Genomic DNA, 19814 nt, shown 5'->3' with positions numbered 1-19814 from the left:
CTATAGTATTGAAAAAGGTACTTTAAGGGAGATTGCGATATGCAGAAGAACCCTGGCCAATGTCAGTTCGTTGTGGCGATGGATTCGATCGTCGGCAAATGGAAGCCGACGATCCTTTATCATTTGCTTCAAGGTAAACCTTTGCGGTTTAATGAGCTGCGAAGATTGCTACCCGATATTACTCAAAGGATGCTTACACTTTATCTGCGTGAATTGGAGGAGGAAGAGATCGTTAAGCGAGTCGTTTACCCGCAAATTCCGCCGAAGGTGGAATACTCCATCACGGAATACGGCATGAGCTTGTCTCCGGTTTTGGAAGCCTTACATCAGTGGGGAGTGGCCCATGTCGAGCGAAAGCGGCTCAAAGAGGCGAAAAGTGAACAGACAGAAATGGACTAGTATTCAGGCCCGTCATATCCTCAACGGAATGTTATTTTGGATCTTTACGGAGAGAAACGAGATGCCCTTTGCGGCGAGCAACAATCAGCATAGGGATGGCGATTAACAGACTGATTATTACGGGAATTATCGAAGCTTCAAGGCCGAAATTGCCTCCAGTGAGAAGGGTTGGGCCCGTAACCTCGACCGTGAAAAGACCTGGGGAGGGATGACCCGAGACGGGAATACCTAAGAGTCCCTCTATTGTATTCCAAGAGAAATGGAGGCCAATAATAAACCAAACATTGCGCCGCCAAAGGAAGGCTGCACCTAGCAATATACCAGCTTCAATGGCAATAGAGAGGGCTCCCCAAATCGTAGCTCCGGGGTTGCCTAGATGAGCGATCCCAAAGAAGAGGGATGTTAGGATCAGCGCAAGGAAGCTTCCCCCCATTTTTTCAATGGCTTGAAAGGCAAGCCCCCGAAAGATCAATTCTTCTACGAAGGCAGCGCCGAGGGATGTGGTGATGATAGGCCAAACGACAGAGCTGGCGTTTTCGGTTGACCACTTGAATGAATACCCGTCAAATAAGACGATGAGAGCTGTTGAAACGATGATAAAGAGAAGGCCGACGACAGCGCCCAAAATAGCTTCCGATACCGCACGCCGTTGGAACGGAAGTTCAGGAACCGGACGCCGCGCCAGGAATTTCATCACAAGCAGGTAGATAACGATGGCAACGGCGCTTCCGACAAGTGTCAGTAGGATGGACCCTGGTGCTTTTAAATCTTTGGATAACAAGTTGAATGTCACATTGGCGAGGATGATCCCAAGTATTCCTACTAGCATCCAGATGAGGGGGGATTGAAAGAACGTAACAAACTTAGACATTCTCTTACCGCTAAGCGTCTCATTGTCGGGCGCATTCGTCTTTCTCATTAGTATTAATCGCTCCTCTTCCCTGGCGGGATATCTATTTATGTTCCGATATTGCAGGTTACAAACCGTACTATACTTTAGAAAAGTCATACGTAAGTAGTGCCGTTTAGTCATATCAGGGTCATATGACTTTAGTAAAATAAAAGCCGACATCCGTTACGATGTCGGCTTCGAGCAGATCTATTTTAAGGATCTAAAATCCCTGTTTCCCTAGCCTTATAGGCAGCTTCTCTTCTTCCTTTTACATTCAATTTCGAATAAATATTCGAGATGTAGTTTTTAACCGTACCTTCACTAAGATATAATGCCTTAGCGATATCCTGATTGCGCAGGCCTAACGCCAGCTTGTGAAGAACTTCGACTTCGCGGGCGCTAAGTCCGAATTCGTTATTTTTCTCAAGCAATTCGGGTTCAAAGGCCCTTGTATCGATAGTTGATGACATACCGCTGTTCAGCATGCTTTTAATCATTTTGTCTGCCATTTCCGGCGAAATGAGCGTGCCTCCCGTGTGAACCACCCGTATGCCGGCTATAAGGTTTTTGGGATGGATGGCTTTGAGCAGGAAGCCTTCTGCCCCATGGCTTAACGCTGCCAGAACATATTCAACTTCTTTGTACGAAGTTAGAATAATAATTTTCGTTAATGGGAATCGAGGTTTGATCTTCTCTGTAGCAACAACGCCATTCATAATAGGCATATTTATATCCATAAGGATGATATCCGGTCGGGATTTTTCACAATAGCTGATAGCCTCTTCACCATTCTTAGCCAATCCCACAACCTCGATATCGTCTTCCATCTCTAGTACTATATTTAGACTTTCAAGGATCAATTCCTGATCATCAACGATGAGTACTTTAATTTTCGGCATCCAACTTATCTCCTTTCAGTGGAATTTCGCATCTGACTTCAACGCCAGTGACCGCCAAGGCGGAGATTGAAAAGGTACCTCCCAGCATCTCAATCCGATTCTTCATTGTTGTCAGGCCGAACCCATACTCTATCTTACCCAAGGGTTTTCCATCATTTCGAATGGAAACTCGCAAAGTCGATGGGGAAAAGCGGATATCCAACTCCATTTCCGTTGCCTTTCCATGCTTTAGCGCATTCGTAAAAGACTCTTGTATCACCCGAATTATCGATTGCCGCATATCGAAAGGAAGGATCCGTTCTGTTCCCTTCAGCGTGAGACGAATGACCGTTCCGGTATATTCTCGAAAGTTGCTGACGAGTCTCTCGGCGTGGTTCACTAAACTTATATTCTCTTCCTCCCCCATCTTGTGCACAATGTCTCTCATTTCATCCAAGTTTTGTTCCGTCAGTCCTCTTATACTAATCAATTTCTCTTTGGCTAGATTTGGTTTTTTGTCTAGAAGCGCAATAGCGGCATCGAGACTCATAATAAGGGAAATAAAAGAGTGTCCTAACGTGTCGTGCATCTCCTTGGACATACGACTTCGTTCCTCCAGTAGTGTCATCCTTTCGATCTCGGCAGCATATTGGGTTAACAATTTATTTTGTTCATCGATTTCTTTAGCTAATTTATTTTTCTCATGATAGGCTTTGGCAATGAAGTTGACCCAAATCCCGATAAAAGTGAAAAGAATGTTATCTGAGCTTGAACCGAGCGCCAGATCCCAGGTCACTTTTCCGAATAACATGCTGGTAAAGGGGAGTAATAATAGAACCGGCATCGTCCAGGCCGTCTTTCTGGTTAATAAGTAACCGATTGTAAGACTCGGAATAAGATAATCGACACTGCCCAACTGATCCGCCTGCATGAACGATTTAAGATAATAGGATCCTCCTAGCAATAGTTCAAATAGGATGAACCATTCCTTCCTCATCCTTAGCTGCGGAAGCCAGAATAAAATAGGAATAAAGAAGGCCGCTAAGAGCCAAACGATGTTCGCGAGCAATCGAGGCGAATATTCATTTTCCATTAAAATATGTAATAACAGCAAAACATAATTATAGGACCGGAGCCCAAATATCCCCCAGTCCATGATATGAAAAACTTTTTTCATAGGTTTCCTTCCTTACTCAAGCCTACTAACGGTTTTCCTTTATTATACATTAAATACGAAGCTTCAACTGGGGTTTACCGGAATGGTTGCATGGCAGGGATATGCTGAGTGATACGCTGAACCGTACCGCAAATAGCGGCAAGTTTTTTGGGGAGAAACCGGCGGAGTCTGCGTTGACTATTGCTAAAACTTTGCTCGACGATTTCAGAAGAGGCAGCGCAATTTCTTGGCAAAGCCTCGGTTGCTGAGCGCCGAGCTTCGGTCTATGGCAAGGGGGTTCTAAGAGTTTTCTAAGCCGTGTTTGTTTGCAATTCGCTCGCTCTGGTTGGGCTGGCCCTTACCCTCCGTAATCAAGCGGCGCAGGCTGCCGTTGATATAGGTGCCCCAGGAGTCCGAGCAGACGCTGTAGCATTCGTACGAGGGGACTAGACCAACGTGCGTAAAGCGAACCTCCGTTTGGTCGCCATTCTTGGCGATTTCAAAGACAATGTCGGTATCTTTCCACTCGTTCTTGTCCATTACGAAGTTAAAGTAGTTGTCTGTAACGTGCCAACGAACCTTCTCACCGGGAATAAGCTCGGTGATTTGGATGGTGCAGCGGTGAATGTCTCGGTAGTGGTGCTTAAATTCGCCAAGTTCGTCGGTTCTGCCTTCAAGATCTTCCGACCACCATCCGCGGGCGTTATTGATGGCGGCGAAGACTTCTTCTGGACTTTGGTCTACGGTAAAAGAAGTATTGTAGTTCTGATTCATTCAGGAAACACCTTCCTAATATTTGTTAACTTCACTAGTGAGTATAGACCACGTACTTGCAATATGCAAGTACATTTAATTGCAAAATGCAAGCACAGAGCGTATAATCGTGCTTATGAAAAAGCGACCTTCCACAGTTTGTCCAATCGTATATGCGCTCGACATATGGGGTGATCCCTGGAGCCTAGTCATACTTCGTGACGTCCTTATCCATAACAAGCGGTATTACCGCGAGTTTCTTGCTTCACGCGAGCGCATCTCAACTAATATTTTGAGCGCACGGCTCCAATCACTCGTCGAAGCAGGCCTGCTCGTTAAGATAGAAGGAGATACAAATCGCGCACAAACCATGTACCGACCAACACAAAAGGCGCTTGACCTGTTTCCGGTCGTTTTTGCCATTATGCATTGGGGCCTGAAATACAACCCAAATACCGATATGACTATTCCGATTATGCAAGAACTAACAACCAACGAAAAAGGGCTGGAGCTGCGCCTTTTACGGAATTTCGACGATATTACATCATAAAAAAACGCGACGCAATTCCTACGTTTTTAAGCCATGAAAATAGGTGCATAAGGAAAAGTATCGATATCGGTCTTGAAACGATCGGTCAACAAGCTGAAAACAGCGGGTTTTAGCCAGGGGGCACTCTAATGAGTACCCTTGTTTTATTTCAAAAACTTGCCGTTACAGAAAGTGCGGGGAACCGTTTACTTAGGTTCTGACTCCAGTACATCGTTGTGCAACCACTAAAATCAGTCTCATTTCATTAGTAAAAGAAGGTGTTCCCGGTGGCAAAATGGGATAACATGCTATCCATGATCTGGATGCTGCGATCCGGAAGGAAGCTCACTGCTGCGCAGATCGCAGACAGTTTGGAGATTAGCGTCCGCACCGTGTACCGGTATATCGACGCATTATGCGCCAGCGGCGTGCCGATCGTCGCGGAATCGGGCCATGACGGCGGCATTCGCATTCTAGAAAGCTTCCAGGAGACACCATTATTCTTCAACTCTGTAGAGCTGAAGGCGCTTGTGGACGCGTATAAGTTTGCGCAAGGCGCTGGTTATCCGTATACGGAGGAACTGGAAAGCGCGTTGAAGAAGGTGGAGAACGGGCTGCACAATGAGCAGCGCGATGATCTGTCCCGCCAGACGGGAGGTTTGGATGTGATTTCTCCTGCGCGTTCGCCTACCGTTGTTCCGTTGTTGCGGGACCTGGAGCAGGCGGTTAATGACGGACGAAGGGTGCGTATCGTTTATCTCAAAGCGAATGCGGAGCAGGCCGATGAACGTGAAGTCGATCCGTACGGACTCGCTTACGATCAAAACGAATGGTACGTTGTCGCGTTCTGTCATCGGTCGCAGGCTTTGCGGACGTTCCGCGTGGATCGCATCGCACGGCTGGACCCGACCGAAGAGTGGTTCGAAAAGCCGGAAAGCTTCTCCACGTCGGTCTATTTCCGAGACCAGTCCGAACGGGAACGGGAGGCGGAGGGACCGCTGACGGTCATCCGCATCGAGGGGGATCCCGATACGCTGAATGCGGTTTGCAACCACTGGCATATGCGTCACTATTTGACGGAACGAACCGATCGGGAGGCGCGGTTTCTGCTCGACGTCCCGACGATGAACAAGCATCTTCCGAAGTATCTGATAACGTTTGGCACATCCATTCGCATTCGCGAGCCGCTGGCGCTGAAGCGTCGGGTCCAGGAGATGGCATCGGCTATCGCGCAACACTATGAGATCTGAACCGATTAAACTTCACTGACGGTAACTGTCAGTGAAGTTGTTTATTATTAAGATATAGAACACAAAAGGAACAGGTGATTCATCCATGCTTCAAAAACCTCATCAATTGTACGAATATCATGTTTGGGCGAATGACCAATTGTTCGCCCATCTGGAACAGCTTCCGAAGGAGGCGTTTCATGCGGAAGTGACAAGTGTGTTCCCGTCCGTATCGCAGACGTTTGGGCATATGTACGTGTTCGAACAGCTCTATATGTCCGTGCTCGCGGAAGTTCCTAATGAAGACATTTTTTCAAAGATCCCGGGTTGGAGGGAGGAGTCGCTAGGCCTAACGGTTGACCAAATGCGGGGGCTGTTCGCCGGCGGTACCGAACAGTTTCGCGATTTGCTGAGGCGGACGCCAGACACGGATAAGGCGATGACAATCGAGCATCCGAGTTACGGCCGTTTCGATACGTACTTCTCCGATATTCTGCGGCATGTGGTCAACCACGGGACGTATCACCGGGGCAATGTGACCGCGATGCTGAGGCAGCAGGGCTATGCCGGGGTTCCGACCGATTATTTATTTTATTTGATGGACCGGCCGAAAGGTGAGCGGTAACGGAACGTAGAGAACGTGAAAATGGGTATGAACAATGTGTTCAAACAGGCAAGTCCAGTTTTTATCATAAGGCAGTGAAAGGCACCCGAGTTGGGTGCCTTTCGATTTCGCTCTATAGAGGATACGGAGAACCGTATCATAAGTCAGGGCGGGATAAGTGCGATCGCCTAGCGCGTACAACTATCCCTTCCATTGCGGCATCCGCCTATTCATGATCCAACATTTCCTTCAAAGTGGCATCCAGCGCCAGTAAACGGATCAGAATCGTCGCCGTCTCTGCGCGGGTCGTCAACCCTTTAGGCTTAAAGGTTCCGTCTGTATAACCTGTTACAATTCCCGTTTTCGCCGCGGCTTCAATCGAATCCGTCGCATAGCTACCCGCGCTCGTCAAATCGATATAATTCACGCTGCCTGATTGTGGAAGAGCTTCTACGTTCAACAACCTGACAATCATGACAACAAGGTCTTCCCGTGTAATCGCCTCATCCGGGTTGAAGCTGCCGTCTCCATCGCCTGTCACAATTCTATAATACGCTAACGCTTCTATCGCATTCTTGGCCCAGTGCTGCCGTACATCAGGAAACTTGGCCTCGCCAGCATGCTTAACGTCAACGTCTAGCAATCTGGCCAGCATGGATGCAAACTCCGCTCTCGTAATCGCTTGATTCGGTTTAAATCTTCTATCGGAGTACCCTTGTATTACACCAAGCTTGACTAGCTTATTAATCGAAGCGATCGCCCAGTTGTTCGTAATATCCGTAAACGAATGAACAGAGGCCGCCGATTGAAGCTTCTCTTTAATTGCTTGAGTCAGCTTCTCCAGATCGATTATATCTGATTTGAAAATATCCGGTTTGTAGGTCTCCGGAGTTGGTTCTGGCGACGTCGGCGTCAGCGGCGATGGCGGCGATGACGTCGGTGTTGGTGTTGACGTTGACGTCGACATTGGCGTTACCGCATTCGAAGGTGCCGAATCTGTGCCGCTGCCTCCAGCATTGATCGCTTTCACGGTGAATGTGTAAGCGATCCCGTTGGTTAAGCCCGGGAATGTGAACGGGCTTGTCGTTGCGGCAGCGGTCAATCCGCCAGGATTGGCAATCACCTCGTACCCGGTAATGGGACTGCCTCCGTCAAACGCCGGGGCGTTGAAGGTAATCGTCGCTTGGCTATCGCCCGCCACCGCCAGGACATTAGCAGGCGCATTCGGCAACGTGAACGGCGTCGCACTTATGATATTGGAGAAAGGACTTGTACCTTGATGATTTTCTCCTTGAACCGTGAAAGTATAGGTTGTCCCGTTTGTCAGCCCTGTTGCTGTATAGCCATATACAGAACCGACCACCGTCGCAACCTTGGTTCCACTTACGGAGGGCGTCGAGCTTTGATAGATATGATAGTTTGCAGCACCCGCTACAGGTTTCCATGTCAGACTCGCTTGCCTATCGCCAGGAACCGCCGGTTGTAGCTGCGGCGCTCCGGGCACTGGCGTTGAATCGCTAACGTGAATGGTTAACGACAGTGAGGATAAGGAACCAAAATCCAATGTGAGCACTGTCTGCCCGATAGGCAATGTCGTCAAATAGTTCGAATACAGAATTATCGTGCTGCCCGTAAGCTCGTAATCCAATCCTTTGATTAAGGACACTGTGTCATTCCGAATATCCGACAACATATTACCGTTCGAATTCAGCATGAACTCTATATTTCGATTTTGCGCACTATCCGCATTTTTATCATAAAATCCAATCGGAGGCGTAATCGCTGGCGCTGCTAATGTGTAAGTCGCGCTCGACAGCGGACTGTCCGCCATATCCGCCCTCACGGCAAAAGCCCGAACATGCACCGAATCGCCTGGCGCCCCGGCGATCGTAACTTCTGTTCCGCGTGCACTGTTTCGCGTTGGCACGGTACCGTCGGTCGTATAATAAATCGTTGCGCCTGCGGTAGCCGTACTCAACGACACTACGCTATTATTCGCAATGCTGGTCCCGCTGGCCGGATAAGCAGTCGGCGTATCCACTATTGCAACTTTCCATTGAATTCGTTGGTTGCCTGTATCTACAGCACTAACTTTGCCGCTTGGATCAATGGCTATATCCGTCGGATTGTTAAACTGACCTTCTCCATTACCTGATCTGCCCCACTGGTCAACATAAGCTCCATCAACGGTGAAGCTCTGAATTCGGTCATTATTGCTATCAGCTACGTAGACTTGACCCCGGCTGTCGATTGCAATGCCTTGAGGATGATCCAATTGACCGTTATCATGGCCAAGGTTTCCCCATTGACCAAGAAAGCTGCCATCTCGATCAAATTTCTGAATGCGATGATTGCCGCTATCCGTGACATAGATATGACCGTTGCTATCGATCGCTATTCCGGACGGAGACTCGAACTGGCCATTACCTCCACCTTGGTTTCCCCATTGACTGACATAGTTTCCGTCGGCATCAAATCTTTGAATGCGGTGGTTGCCGCTATCCACCACATAGACATCTCCATTCGTATTAACCGCAATGCCTTTAGGGGCAACGAACAGACCATCTCCGGAACCCTGTCCTCCCCATTGACCAGTGTAGGTTCCATCCGCATTAAATTTCTGAATGCGATGGTTGCCGATATCCGTTACGTAGACATGGCCCGCGCCGTTAATCGCTGCACGGGTTGGGTGATCAAACTGCCCATTCCCATTTCCTCTGCTGCCCCAGCCGCCGAGAAAGGCTCCGCTAGAATCGAATTTTTGGATCCGATGGCTTCCCCTCTCGATTACATAGACACTACCGTTGCTATCGAACGCAATTCCATTCGGATCGTTAAACCGGACAATCCCGCTGGCACCGTTCAGGACGGCGAGGGACTCTCCATTCGGATCAAAGGTTTGCAAGCGGTTGTTCCCAGCCTCTGTTACATAGATGTTGCCATTGGGATCTATTGTTACGCTATTGGGGAAATTGAATTGTCCGCTGCCGGTGCCAACGCTCCCCCATTGATCCACATAGACGCCATTCGAATCAAACTTCTGAATCCGATTATTTTGGGCATCCGTTACGAAAACATGGCCGCTACTGTCCGCTTCGATTGAAAAGGGATATTTAAACTGCCCGTTTCCGGTGCCAAAGCTTCCCCATTGCGTAATATAGGTACCGTCCGAAGCGAATTTTTGTACGCGATGGTTTTCGCTCTCTGTTGTATATACATTACCGGTCTGGTTGACCGCAATGCCGTAAATCAAATTGAACTGCCCATTTCCGGTGCCAAAGCTTCCCCATTGGGTGAGAAAGTTCCCATTGGAATCCAATATTTGGATTCGGTAGTTATCCCTATCCGCTACATAAATATTGCCGTTGTAGTCAATCGCTAAATTAACCGGAGCGCGGAACTGTCCATTACCGGTGCCATACGCTCCCCACTCGGCGAGATAATTTCCATTCGAATCAAATTTTTGAATCCGATTATTACCGCGATCCGCTACGTAAACATTGCCATTGCTATCCATTGCAATTCCGCTAGGAAAATTAAACATGCCTTCTCCACTGCCGTAGCCCCCCCAATCGTTAAGGTACATTCCATTACGATCTACCTTAACGATTCGATTGTTTATTGAATCTGCAATGTATACATTTCCTTCGTTGTCTATCGTTGAATCGACCGGACGATCAAAAGTGTAGTGTTTGTTAGGAAGCCATGGAATAAAATCGCTCTCTCCGCTTGCGGCGACAACCGGGACTGCGTTCAGCAGCAGCGCCAGGACTAATATGAAATGAAATAAAGTTCTCCCGTGACGACTCCTGTTTTTCATCATCGTGCTTATGTCATCCTTTCAATTCTAATCCGTTCATTTCGCCTGTGGACGGAACTTCGCCTCTATCTGAGCATCTTAAGGGAATTTCAGCAAATAATAGTCCTACTAAAGTAGTACGCAGCAAAAAAAGGGCAGAAATAATAGAAGGTTTGGCTGACAAGCGAAACCGTTAATGGAACCAAGTAAGTAATTCAGCTATCGTGGCGGCCAAGATGCACCAGCGCTAGCACGCCGCCGGCGAGCAATGCGGTCGAGGCGACGATCAATGCGGTATGAAGGCCGTTGACGAACGAGTCGCTCGAGTTGGCAATCGTGCCTAGTAGAGCAACGCCGAGCAGGGCTCCGAGTTGTCGACTGGAGTTAAGCGCGCCTGAAGCGGTGCCGGCATGCTCTTTGGGTACGGAAGAGACGACAGCTGCGGTCAGCGACGGAATGGTGAAGGAAACGCCGAAGCCGGCCAGAAGCTGCGCGATCAAGGCAACGGCATACGAGCTGTTCTCTTTCGCCCAAAGCAGGACCAACGAGCCTGCGGTCAGAAGCGCAAAGCCGATCACAGTCGGCGCTTTGGGGCCAATCCGGCCTACGAGCCTCCCAGTCAGCATCGGGTTGAAGGTCGGCGGAAGCATGAACGGCAGGAACGCAAGACCAGTGGCGAACGCGGAGTAGCCGAGTGTTTGCTGGAAGTAAAGCGACAGGAGAAACAGCAGGCCGGAAAAGGCGAAATTAACGGCTGCCCCCGCTGCTAGCCCCGTAGAGAAATTGGAGATGCGGAACAGGCCGAGCGGCAGCATCGGTGACTTGCCGAGTGCTTCGAACAGCACGAACAGCACCGCACAGACCACCGCAACGATAAAAGCGACCGTGACCTGCGGAGCAGACCAGCCGACCACACCGCCCTGTACCAAGCCGAAAGTGAGCGCGCCAACGGCGACGGTGGAGGTTAGTTGTCCGCCTGCGTCGAAGCTCCTTTCAGGGCGGTGAGACGTCTCATGCGTTCCCGCTGCGGTAACGGCGATGCTTACGAGTGCAATGGGTATATTCAGCAGGAAAATACTGCGCCAGCCAAACGAATCTACGAGCACGCCTCCGATGACGGGTCCGGCCGCCATCGCGATACCGGATATTGAAGCCCAGACGCCGAGTGCGCGAGCTCGGGCGGCTGGGTTCGGGTATGCATGAGTGAGCAAGGCCATTGAAGCTGGCAGTAACGCTGCACCGCCCACTCCGAGCAATGCCCGCGCGGCGATCAGCACGGCAAGCGAAGAGGCGGCAGCAGATAGAACGGAAGCGGCGAGAAAGACGGAAAGACCCACGATGAACAGCCGTTTGGCACCGAAGCGGTCGGCCAGCGAACCCGCCGCCAGCAGCAAGCAGGCGTATACGATTGTGTAAGCGTTGGAAGCCCATTGCATGCCTGCGAATCCACCGCCCAAATCGTGTCTAATTGCCGGGAGGGCCACGTTCAACACGGTCATGTCGAGCAGAACGATAAAATAGCCAAGGGAAAGTCCAAACAACAGGAGAGAATGCGTTGTAGGCATCGGCGCATAAGCTTGTGAAAGGGAAGATTGATTCATGTGAGGGCACCCCATTTTCCAAAATATGAATATTCTAAACGTTCCATAGTGTACAATGGGAAAAAGCAGCTAACGAGAAGAGAGTTTATCCTGGGACAGAAACTCATAGGATAGGAGGGGGGGCGCTATAAATGGAACAAACGAAGTACGATCGCCATCTGGAGCTAGCCCGGTTTTTGCGTAGTCGCCGTGAACGCCTTACTCCGGAGCACGCCGGCTTGCCGGAAGGCGGACGACGGCGCACGCCCGGGTTGCGGCGTGAAGAGGTCGCCTCTTTGGCCGGCGTCAGTGTCGATTGGTATACGAGATTAGAACAAGGAAGAGATATCCAGGTGTCAACACAGGTGCTGGACAGCATAGCGCGCGCGTTGCGGCTGAGCGTCAATGACCGTAGACATTTATTTCATCTGGCACTTAAGCAAGAGCCGCTTGAGTCACAGTTGCCGCGGCCTGCCGTGTCTCTGGCGTTGCAGCGTTTTCTCGACATGCAGGAGGCAGCTCCCGCGTTTGTCGTCGATCCCACAATTACGGTGATTGCCTGGAACAAGGCTGCATCCGCCATTTACGGCAATTACGCCGCGATGTCGGAGTTGGAGCGGAACTCGGTATGGCGCACGTTTATGTCTCCATACATGCGCGAGTTGCTTAGGGAAGGCTGGGAGGAGCATGCCAAACGGCAGCTGGCCCGTTTCCGTGCCGGGTACGGCCGGTTCATAGGCGATCCGTGGTGGACGGAGCGGATTGAAGAATTGACCCGGATCAGTCCGGAGTTTCGGCAGTGGTGGCCGGATCGGGACGTACTTTACTCGCCAGAGGGGAAGAAGCTTATCTACCACCCGGCGGCGGGCAATCTGGCCTTTGAGAATGTGTCATTTCAAGCGAGCGAGAATCCGGATCTGCAAATTAAAGTGAGTACGCCTTTGGCTGATTACGACACGGCAAGCAAGATTCGCCGGATGATCACGGAGCAAGATTCGGATGCGGAAAGAGCCACCAGGTAAGCGTGATTTCAAATCGTCACTCCGCTAATCGTGTCCCCATGACATCGTTCCCATATTCGTCTATACATACAAATCAAGGCACCCTAAATGGGTGCCTTTCTTTTGATTATCAGTCGTTCGCCTTCTTCAAACGACCTGAAAAGCAGCCGATGATTCTTGAGCTTATTCAAGTTGAAAATAAACGGAGGTCTGGTTACCGGTAAGGTGGCACTTGCCTGTTAGTTTTTAGAACCGAAATCAATCCCAGAAATGATATAAGGAATTGTCGACTTGATAAATTGTTCCGGCGGTATATTCTTATTATTTCTTCTCCATTCCACAGAAGCCCCGTAAATTCCCCAGCTTAATAGGACAGCAGTAAGTTTTAGAGCTTCATTCTCTTCCGTCTTATTTTGTTTTAACAACATTTTGTGAAAAATAATTTCGAGCTGTTCCCTAATAATGCGGGCAATTGTGTCTTCGTATCCTCTATGACAACGACTGGATAATGACTTTTGAAAATTTGTTATTGCTCTAAAGATACTAACGAAAGCTTCTTCATTTAGTTCGTCATTCTGGTAGATATCGTAATTCAAATTGACTAGCAATACTTCTGATAGGACCTTCTCTAATAAGTCATATATATCTTCAAAATGGTAATAAAAAGTTGCGCGGTTAATCATGGCTTCTGTAGTTATATCTTTTATGGTAATATCCTTAAATTCCTTTTTCCCTGAAAGTTCAATGAAAGAATCCATAATTAATTTGCGAGTACGTAGAACTCGGGGGTCTGTCTTCGAGGTCATTGTATTCCCACTCCCACTTTTTAAACAATTTCTTAAATGTGTTGTGTAAACGACAAATCGACAGAACTATTGGTATTGATGATTTTCATTATGATCTAAAATTCAATTGTAAAGCAAATAACGTCTTTGAAAAGTAAAGCGAAATAAGACGTTTTGTTAAAACCATTTCAGGAGGAATAAATATGCTTAATAATAAATTGAAGAACAATAGTAATATGATTTGCGATGTAGAAACAGGCGTATGCGGAGTCGCTGGAGAGGACGAAATGGAGGTTATTGATTTTAATCAATCCCCAAAAATGATTAATCTTTATTATGTGACTGATCCTATTTGTTCTCACTGCTGGGCAATTGAACCTGTTCTACGACGTTTTGTAGAGCAGTATGGACATTATTTTAACTTTCGTACGGTTATGGGAGGTTTGCTGGAAAAATGGCATGACGGACCCATCGACCCCGCAAACGGAATTTATAAACCGGCGGATGTCGCCGGTCACTGGAGAGAAGTTGGAGAATTCTCAAGGATGCCGATTGACGGGACTTTAATGATTGATAATCCGGTTCAATCATCCTACCCGCCCTCCCGCGTATTTAAGGTAATTCAAAAAAATCATAACGATGCAATCGCATATGAATATTTGCGCCGTGCAAGAGAAGCGCTTTATGTATTTAATCTAAATATTTCGGATAAATCGGTTATGATTGAAATCGTAAACGAACTTGGTCTTGATGGAGAAGCTATTGTAAACGAAGCTGAGCAACCAACCGGACAACAATTATTGAATGAAGATTTTGGTCTAGCTAGAAGCTTAGGCGTCAGAGGTTTTCCTAGCATTGTCATGATCAATGAGGAAAATAAAGTCGTAAAAATCGCTGGCGGCCGTTCGTTAGATTACTATGTTGACGGATTAAAACAAGTTCTAAATAGGAAAGAACTACAACCCAAACAGCAACCATCCCTTACTAGCTTACTTGAAAAAGAAAAACTTCTGTTTTCAAAAGAAATCGAAGTGATGTATGACGTCGAAAAATCGGATATTAACAACTTTATTGAAAAAGAGCTTTCACCAGATCGTTATCAAGTGAAGGAATTTCTAGGGGAATTCTATTTTACAACTAACGATCTTGGCTCTAGGCCACGAATATTGTAGAAAGTCTTATCTCCTTATGCGCGTGGCCCGCCGGACGGTATCTGTAAATGGAGTACTATTCGATTTGCGTATAGGGACTTGTAGATGAGAAGAGAAGACAAGCAATTTGAACAATGGATCGGGATTCGATAGCCGCCGCGATCTGCTCTAGCCTGCGAACCTCCCGCAAAGTTTCCGCATGCTTGGCTTCCATCATCTCCATCTCTTTAACGGCTGTTAAAGAGCTTTAGGTAAAAAACAAAATTCGTGCTCGTAAATCGCATGAATCCCTTCCAAAACGTTCCGGGCTTGATCTTTAAATTTTAATTCCGCAACCTGATCTTTCAGCAAAAACACGCCGGTTTCATTCCGGTGTTGCCCGAGGGCACCTTCATACAGCCTGTCGGCGCCGTGGGTCGGCGGAGAGAAAAACAGTTTCATCAACAAGGTAACCAATAGGGGCAGTCCGGATTTTTTCCCTTTTCTTAGCGTGTTGTTGCCGCCCGGGTCAACGCTGCGGATCTTGATCTCATCCTTGGCAAGCTGCGGCGCGATGGCCCGAGTCCACAGCGAGAGCGCTAACTTGGAGGCGGCATAAGGACCGATCAGCTTGCGAAAGACTTTAGGGCGCTCCAGGCTTTCGATATTAAACTCTTTCGTAAATTTTAGAGCCGAAGATGAGGTGTTGATCACCGTTTTTAAGCTACCGCTTTTTAAGAGTTCCTTCAATTCCATCAGAATGATATACGGAACGACTGTCAACAGCTCATAATGATACTCGCGTCCTTGTTTCGAATAGCTCAGCTCGGAAAAGGACCCTCCGGCGTTGTTGAACAAAATATCGATCCGCTGCTCCTTGCTTTTGATTTCTTCCAAAGCCCGTCTCAAGGAGGCATAATCGGCAAGATCATCCGTCTTATAAATGCGAAGCCAACCCCCCTGAACCGCTTCTTGAATCCTCCTATCGTCCGGCGGAAAGTCGGAACGGTTCAAAGCAACCACTTGCCAGTTTTCCGACAGCAATTTCCGGGTTAATGCCAACCCGATTCCTGCGTTTGCGCCCGTAATCGCGGCGATATTTTCACGTTGTCCCTTATTCATTGCATGTCTCCTCCTAATTACCAAGATATCTCTCTTGATAATGCTCACTCTATAACTTGGAGTCGACTCCAAGTCAAGACTGAAAAACCAAGTTTTGTCCAAAGGATAAGGAACTTGACTTGGAGCCGGCTCCAAGATGTATAATGCACAAAAAATACTCTCTGGGAGGGAACAGGATGAAGGAAGAGCAAACTTTCACGATAAAGCAAACCGCCAAGCAGACCGGGATTTCTGAAGATACGATTCGTTATTACGAAAAGATCGCGCTACTCCCCCGGGCCGAACGGAAGGATAACGGGCATCGCATCTACCGGCAGGAGGACATCGATACGATCCTGCTGATAACTTGTCTGAAAAAACGGGGATGCCGCTGGAAGAAATGCGGCCTTTTTTGGCGGTCTCCGTTGATGCCGATCCCGCGGAATATCCCGAACTGGTAGAACTCTTAAAGAGCCACCGGGAAAATATCGTCAGCCAAATCGCATCTCTGCAGCAGGTCGTCGATTTTATCGACATGAAATTAGAGCAGGGAAGGTATCGGCGGGACAGCTCGGATGAAATTCAGGACGGCTGTCCGAAAATAGGAGGGGAAAACCCGAACCCAAGTCGGTCTCGACGGTTCAGATGAGTTATTTTTCCGTATCGGCCAGCGACCGTTCTCTCTCTCGGCATGTAAAGCTATCGGATACTACAGTTTTCTTGCTTTGATTACAAAAGTAACAGGAAGCATCTTCGCTTTTTTAGCAAAATCGCTGTTGTCGTCCCGCGATTGCATAATTTCATCATCGGTTTGCTCGATCATTTGCTCAATTACGAATCCCGCTTTTGCCAACGCGTTCACATAGGTTGATAGTTTACGGTCCGATAAGGTTAGCGTGCCTTCGTCAAGAGAGACCGAATACCAAGATTCATCGAAATAACATTTCTTAAAAGCAAGCGTATTGTTTTCCGCAACCACGCATTTGTGTATAGGGTGAGACCAACTGAAAATAAATACGCCGTCTTTTTTGAGGTAAGAAGCGATCCGGCCAAAAGTACCCTCAAGGTTAATAGTTAATGTAGTATCCAAACTTATTAGTGAAGAGATAGACGATTTGAAGACGCAAGGAATCGGGAAAATCCTGCTGCATTCGTCTGATATGGCTAAAACGAAGGCAGGATCGGGGATTGCCCTTATCCTGCCTTCTTGCGCGTTTTATGCGTGTTCTATTGGGCTAAATGATCCAAATCCGGCTGCAATTTGTTCCGTAGAACATACAACATGATTGCTCCTACAAGGAACGCGACGGCATCCGCAATGACGAGCGACCAGACCACCCCGTGGAAGCCGTTCATTCGATTGGCGATATAGAGCACGGGAATCAGAGTAATTCCTTGAATAACCGACATAATAAACGCGGCGGTTCCTTGCGCCGTTGCTTGGAAGATCCCCGTGAACAACGTGGTCATTCCCGTAATGAACAAGGATAGGAACGTCACATGCAGAATGTAGCTGCCCATTTCGATTAATTGCGGGTCATTCGTAAATAAACCAATTAGATGGTCGGCAATGAGATAGACGATGACGCCGAACACGACTGCCAACGCCAGAATCGTTTTGATCGTGAATCCGATGGTTTGCTTCATGCGCAATTTATTCGCTGTATAAGAGAAGGCAATGAGCGGCACGACTCCCTCGCATAAGCCCATCAGAATAAACTCGGGAAATTGCAATAAACGCGATGTAACTCCGTAAGCCGCTGTAGCCTGATCCCCGTATTCGACAAGAAAATGGTTCAAGACGAGCGACATAGCACCTAAGAAGATACTCATAACAAAGACTGGAATTCCGATTTTGAACACATTGCTCAAAATGTCTTTATCAGCCTTGAACCATTTTGCGGAGACGGTTAAGAATTTGCTCTTATATCCCATATGGAAAGCGTAGAATACACTCGCAACCAAGTTGGAAATGACCGTAGCGGACGCAACGCCGATCACGCCCCAATGGAAAACGAAGACAACTAGCGCATCGAGAATAATATTCACGACAACGCTGAGAATCATGCCGATCATCGACGTCATTGCCGCCCCCTCCGAGCGCACGATATTCTCCAGCGTGAAGAATAATACGACGAATGGCGAACCGATCAGCATAACCGTGACATAGTCCTTCGTGAATCCGAAGGAGTCGGGCGTTGCCCCCAGGCCATGGACGATGGAATCGATCAGCGGGAGGCCGACGGCCATCACGATAAGACCGAGAACTAAACTGCCGTAAACGGCGAATGAGGACACATGCTTTACGTCATCGTATTTTTTCTCTCCCAGCAAACGGGAGATGAATGTACCGCTACCCATGCCGATCAAGTTGCCTAGCGCCATAATGACCGCGAATAACGGCAAGGTGAGCGCGAGCGCGGTTAACATGGCCGTATTGCCCAGCGTGCCGAGAAAATAGGCATTCAAGATGGAATAGACGACGCTCATTGACGTGCCTAGCATCATCGGTACAGCGAAATGAGCTACGGATTTTGCGATCGGTGCCTTTTCAAAGTAATGAAGGTTTAGTGCATCCATGCGGGTCACTTCTTTCTACGTTTTGTTTATCTAACAGTGTTAGATTGAACCTTACAGTGTTAGATGATATCATGATGCTATACACTTGTAAAGAACAAACTTACACTGTTAGATAAAAGGGCGGATACCGATGAAAAAGCAGCAGCCTCAGATTTCGGAGGATAAGATTTTGGAAACCTCGTGGGAACTTCTGGGGGAGGAAGGAATCGAGAAATTCAGCATAAGACGATTGGCCGACCGGCTGGGAATTCAGGCTCCCTCTCTGTACTGGTATTTCAAGAGCAAGCAAGATCTCTACCAGCGTCTGGCCAACCAGGTATCGAAAACGATTCTGGAGGAATTCCACTCCGAGGGGGACTGGAAGGAGCAACTGACGGGGCTTGCGATAACGGTACGGAGCGTGCTCAGCCGGTATCCCTGCTCCACGCAGCTCATGATGATGACGCTGCCCCACGAACCGGACATCATCCGCTTCACCAACCGTATGCTGCTCTGCGTGGAGTCGACGCCGCTTGAGCAAGATCAGAAAATGCAAGTGGTTACTACGCTTGTCAACTATGTCTTCTACTTCGTTCTGGACGGTTATCAGCATGAGCGTAATGTCTCCGCTATCTTTAAGGACCAGGGAGCGCTCCGGGCGAGGAGATGATCCGCCTTCTGGACTCCATGAGCGAGACGGAAGCGGGACTGTTCCGGAGGATGTTCACGAACGGGCTGTTCGAACTGATGGGGACCGACGGGGCGTTCGAGTTCGGATTGAGGCTGATTCTGTTGGGAATTGAACAGGTGATAAAGGAGCAGGAGAAGTAAGAGGCAAAAAAACGCTCATGGCGGGATTATCCGAACTTTGCAAGCTCTTGACATGATGGACTAATCCGCTCAGGTACCTGTTATTAAGGTGCCTTTTTTGCCGATAGATACGTTAAGGAGAGCCATACCACAAGTAACGAAAAGCAATAAAAATTTTTATCGAGATGTAGAAATCGGAACAGCTGATACGACTTTATAGTGAAACCAAATTCCAATACGATTTATGGGGAGGAGCTTTTGTATGAGTTACACGTTAATGTTTTACGAGAGTCAGGAGGACTTTGCGGCTAGAACGGATCCTGCCCGGCAACAAGATTACTTGGCAAGCTGGACGCACTATGTGCGTGCTTTGCAGGAGGCTGGAATCGCGGTATTCGGTTCGGGTCTCTATGCTCCGGAGACAGCTGCAACGATCAAGCGGCATGGCGGCGAGACGGCGGTTCAGGACGGGCCGTTTGCCGAAACGAAAGAGCAGCTCGGCGGGATCATGGTGATCGATGTTCCGGACGTAGACGCCGCATTGGAGTGGGCTGCCCGAGCGCCCGTCGATGTGGTTGAGGTCAGACAGAACATTCCCGCTTTGTAAGT

The 19814-nt window shown here is 48.3% G+C and carries 17 protein-coding genes and 3 pseudogenes; 9 read left to right on the top strand and 11 right to left on the bottom strand.

The genetic code is table 11. The features are described 5' to 3' along the window. Positions 1-39 precede the first annotated feature (39 nt). Complete coding sequence (locus FPL14_RS13470) at positions 40-399, top strand: winged helix-turn-helix transcriptional regulator (RefSeq protein WP_182303485.1); 360 nt, start codon at positions 40-42, stop codon at positions 397-399. A gap of 31 nt (positions 400-430) precedes the next feature. On the opposite strand, the gene FPL14_RS13465 is transcribed toward FPL14_RS13470, so the two are convergent. The 4 genes from FPL14_RS13465 to FPL14_RS13450 form a co-directional block, all read right to left on the bottom strand. Beyond that, positions 431-1318 (bottom strand): CPBP family intramembrane glutamic endopeptidase, encoded by an 888-nt coding sequence (locus tag FPL14_RS13465; protein ID WP_182303484.1) that lies wholly within the window; start codon positions 1316-1318, stop codon positions 431-433. Positions 1319-1503: 185 nt separating this feature from the next. Beyond that, the gene (locus tag FPL14_RS13460) at positions 1504-2190 is read right to left on the bottom strand and encodes a response regulator transcription factor (protein WP_182303483.1); all 687 of its coding nucleotides are present in this window, start codon (positions 2188-2190) and stop codon (positions 1504-1506) included. Then, positions 2177-3346 carry a sensor histidine kinase gene (locus FPL14_RS13455; protein ID WP_182303482.1) on the bottom strand — a complete coding sequence of 390 codons (1170 nt, stop codon included), beginning with the start codon at positions 3344-3346 and terminating at the stop codon, positions 2177-2179. Before FPL14_RS13455 ends, FPL14_RS13460 begins: the two co-directional genes overlap by 14 nt. Before the next feature lie 279 nt (positions 3347-3625). Continuing rightward, positions 3626-4099 carry an SRPBCC family protein gene (locus FPL14_RS13450; RefSeq protein ID WP_182303481.1) on the bottom strand — a complete coding sequence of 158 codons (474 nt, stop codon included), beginning with the start codon at positions 4097-4099 and terminating at the stop codon, positions 3626-3628. A 115-nt stretch (positions 4100-4214) separates the two neighbouring features. Between FPL14_RS13450 and FPL14_RS13445 the strand changes: the two genes are divergently transcribed. The 3 genes from FPL14_RS13445 (at position 4215) to FPL14_RS13435 (ending at position 6461) form a co-directional block, all read left to right on the top strand. Next, the gene (locus FPL14_RS13445; protein ID WP_229263979.1) at positions 4215-4628 is read left to right on the top strand and encodes a winged helix-turn-helix transcriptional regulator; all 414 of its coding nucleotides are present in this window, start codon (positions 4215-4217) and stop codon (positions 4626-4628) included. Positions 4629-4894: 266 nt separating this feature from the next. Further along, on the top strand, positions 4895-5857 hold the full coding sequence (locus FPL14_RS13440) for a helix-turn-helix transcriptional regulator (protein WP_182303479.1): 963 nt from the start codon (positions 4895-4897) through the stop codon (positions 5855-5857). 85 nt (positions 5858-5942) lie between these two features. Beyond that, the gene (locus FPL14_RS13435) at positions 5943-6461 is read left to right on the top strand and encodes a DinB family protein (protein ID WP_182303478.1); all 519 of its coding nucleotides are present in this window, start codon (positions 5943-5945) and stop codon (positions 6459-6461) included. A 205-nt stretch (positions 6462-6666) separates the two neighbouring features. On the opposite strand, the gene FPL14_RS13430 is transcribed toward FPL14_RS13435, so the two are convergent. Beyond that, entirely contained in the window at positions 6667-10263 is a 3597-nt protein-coding gene (locus FPL14_RS13430) for an S-layer homology domain-containing protein (RefSeq protein ID WP_182303477.1), read from the bottom strand. Between the two features lie 191 nt (positions 10264-10454). Next, entirely contained in the window at positions 10455-11840 is a 1386-nt protein-coding gene (locus FPL14_RS13425) for an MFS transporter (protein WP_229263901.1), read from the bottom strand. Positions 11841-11971: 131 nt separating this feature from the next. Here FPL14_RS13425 and FPL14_RS13420 point away from each other — a divergent pair, with 131 nt between their 5' ends. Beyond that, a complete protein-coding gene (locus FPL14_RS13420) occupies positions 11972-12841 on the top strand; it encodes a helix-turn-helix transcriptional regulator (RefSeq protein WP_182303476.1) in 870 nt (289 codons plus the stop codon). A gap of 218 nt (positions 12842-13059) precedes the next feature. Here FPL14_RS13420 and FPL14_RS13415 read toward each other — a convergent pair whose 3' ends face one another. Then, on the bottom strand, positions 13060-13626 hold the full coding sequence (locus FPL14_RS13415; protein ID WP_182303475.1) for a TetR/AcrR family transcriptional regulator: 567 nt from the start codon (positions 13624-13626) through the stop codon (positions 13060-13062). 182 nt (positions 13627-13808) lie between these two features. Between FPL14_RS13415 and FPL14_RS13410 the strand changes: the two genes are divergently transcribed. Then, on the top strand, positions 13809-14777 hold the full coding sequence (locus tag FPL14_RS13410; RefSeq protein WP_182303474.1) for a DsbA family protein: 969 nt from the start codon (positions 13809-13811) through the stop codon (positions 14775-14777). 55 nt (positions 14778-14832) lie between these two features. On the opposite strand, the gene FPL14_RS13405 is transcribed toward FPL14_RS13410, so the two are convergent. Next, positions 14833-14973 (bottom strand): hypothetical protein, encoded by a 141-nt coding sequence (locus FPL14_RS13405; protein WP_182303473.1) that lies wholly within the window; start codon positions 14971-14973, stop codon positions 14833-14835. Positions 14974-14993: 20 nt separating this feature from the next. Beyond that, a complete protein-coding gene (locus tag FPL14_RS13400) occupies positions 14994-15857 on the bottom strand; it encodes an SDR family NAD(P)-dependent oxidoreductase (RefSeq protein ID WP_182303472.1) in 864 nt (287 codons plus the stop codon). Positions 15858-16033: 176 nt separating this feature from the next. On the opposite strand from FPL14_RS13400, the pseudogene FPL14_RS13395 reads away from it, so the two are divergent. Further along, a pseudogene (locus FPL14_RS13395) lies at positions 16034-16565 on the top strand (MerR family transcriptional regulator). Here the strand turns inward: FPL14_RS13395 and FPL14_RS13390 are convergent. Next, positions 16546-16911 (bottom strand): annotated as a pseudogene (locus FPL14_RS13390) (class I SAM-dependent methyltransferase); the annotation flags it as partial. The pseudogenes FPL14_RS13395 and FPL14_RS13390 overlap by 20 nt on opposite strands. 152 nt (positions 16912-17063) lie before the next feature. After that, on the bottom strand, positions 17064-18416 hold the full coding sequence (locus tag FPL14_RS13385; RefSeq protein ID WP_182303471.1) for an MATE family efflux transporter: 1353 nt from the start codon (positions 18414-18416) through the stop codon (positions 17064-17066). Positions 18417-18546: 130 nt separating this feature from the next. Between FPL14_RS13385 and FPL14_RS13380 the strand changes: the two are divergent. Next, a pseudogene (locus FPL14_RS13380) lies at positions 18547-19226 on the top strand (TetR/AcrR family transcriptional regulator). 241 nt (positions 19227-19467) lie between these two features. Further along, complete coding sequence (locus tag FPL14_RS13375) at positions 19468-19812, top strand: YciI family protein (protein WP_182303470.1); 345 nt, start codon at positions 19468-19470, stop codon at positions 19810-19812. The last annotated feature ends 2 nt before the right edge of the window (positions 19813-19814 follow it).

Origin of the sequence: Cohnella cholangitidis, from assembly GCF_014107495.1 — a bacterium.
In the GTDB taxonomy this organism is placed as follows: Bacteria; Bacillota; Bacilli; order Paenibacillales; family Paenibacillaceae; genus Cohnella; species Cohnella cholangitidis.
This window is presented reverse-complemented; position numbering and strand designations above follow the sequence as displayed.